Below are 1,795 nucleotides of genomic sequence, written 5' to 3' on the forward strand. Positions count from 1 at the left end.
TGAATTATTTTATAATCATCGAAGAATTCAAAAGGGTTTGGGTTTTAAGACACCAAATCAAATGGCCGAAGACTTTTATAAGTTGGCTGCCTAGAATCTCCCAAGGGAAAGTCTCCTGATAATTCAGCGTATATCATTAACTTTTTAAATCTAAAAAACAGGAATTTCATTTATGTCTAAACACTATGATTATATTGCGATTGGCGGAGGCAGTGGCGGTATTGCATCAGTCAATCGTGCTGCCATGTATGGTAAGAAATGTGCACTGATAGAAATGGGTGATATTGGTGGAACCTGTGTCAACGTAGGATGTGTTCCTAAAAAAGTGATGTGGTATTCAGCTCAAATTGCCGATGCGATTCATAAATATGGTCCTGACTATGGCTTTAATACAGAATTGAAATCCTTTAACTGGAAGAAATTAGTTGAAAACAGACAAGCCTATATCAGCCGAATACATACATCGTATGACACAGGACTAGCTAAAAATAATGTTGATGTCATTCGAGGTTTTGCAAAATTTTTAGATGCTCAAACAATTGAAGTAAATGGTGAAACGTACACAGCTGACCATATTTTAATTGCTACGGGGACTCAAGCATTCAAACCTGAAATTGAAGGTGCTGAATATGGTATTGATTCCAATGGTTTCTTCGGATTAGAACACTTACCGAAGCGGACTGCTATTGTTGGTTCTGGCTATATTGCTGTGGAATTGGCAGGTGTTCTTAATGCATTGGGTTCGAATGTACAATTATTTATTCGTAAACATCAGCCTTTGCGTGGATTAGATCATTTCCTTGGTAAAACACTATTAGAGAATATGCGCAGTGAAAATATTAACGTGCATACTCATAGTCAGATTAACAAAGTGACTAAAGTTCAAGATAACTCACTTGTATTACACCTAGAAGATGGTACAGAACATAGTGTAGATTGCTTGATTTGGGCAATTGGTAGAAAACCTGCAACTGAAGCGATCAATCTTAATAAGACTCAAGTTCAATTGAACGAGAATCGCTTTATTCATGTTGATGCATATCAAAATACAACACAGTCTGGCATTTATGCAGTGGGTGATATTACAGGTAAAGTCGAGTTAACACCTGTTGCTGTGGCAGCGGGTCGAAGACTGTCTGAACGTTTATTTAACAATAAGCCAAATGAACATTTAGATTATGAAAATATTCCGACTGTGGTGTTTAGTCACCCACCTATTGGAACAGTTGGATTAACCGAAGATCAAGCCATAGAAAAATTTGGTAAAGATGCCATCAAAATTTATAGTTCTTCCTTTACATCCATGTATACAGCGATAACAGAACATCGACAACTCACAAAAATGAAATTAATTTGTGTAGGAACTGATGAGAAAGTGGTCGGAATTCATGGTATTGGATACGGTATGGATGAAATTCTGCAAGGCTTTGCTGTTGCTTTAAAAATGGGAGCAACTAAAAAAGACTTCGATAACACTTTAGCAATTCATCCGACTTCTGCTGAAGAATTCGTCACAATGCGTTAATCATTGATCATCTAAAAGAGCATTTATTTATATATTTGCTCTTATTTTTATATTCTATATCCAAATTATGAACTTTCAACAACTTAGAATTATTAGAGAACTCACTCAACATAATCTCAATTTATCACAAACAGCACATGCTCGGCTTTGTTGCACAAAGATTTGAAATGCAAAGCGCCCCTAATTGAGCCAAATTTAAGGCGTAACTTGGGTAAGTGGTCGACCTAATTCCGTAAATCTGTTAAGGACTGCTACACGTGCATGGATCTC

The 1,795-nt window shown here is 36.5% G+C and carries 1 protein-coding gene; it reads left to right on the forward strand.

Annotated elements, in window-relative coordinates; all coding sequences use genetic code 11:
* Positions 1 to 172: 172 nt before the first annotated feature.
* Entirely contained in the window at positions 173 to 1,525 is a 1,353-nt protein-coding gene (gorA, locus tag MF4640_RS18650; RefSeq protein ID WP_002122354.1) for a glutathione-disulfide reductase, read from the forward strand.
* Positions 1,526 to 1,795: the final 270 nt, after the last annotated feature.

The organism is Acinetobacter sp. MF4640 (genome assembly GCF_002018895.1).
GTDB lineage: Bacteria > Pseudomonadota > Gammaproteobacteria > Pseudomonadales > Moraxellaceae > Acinetobacter > Acinetobacter johnsonii.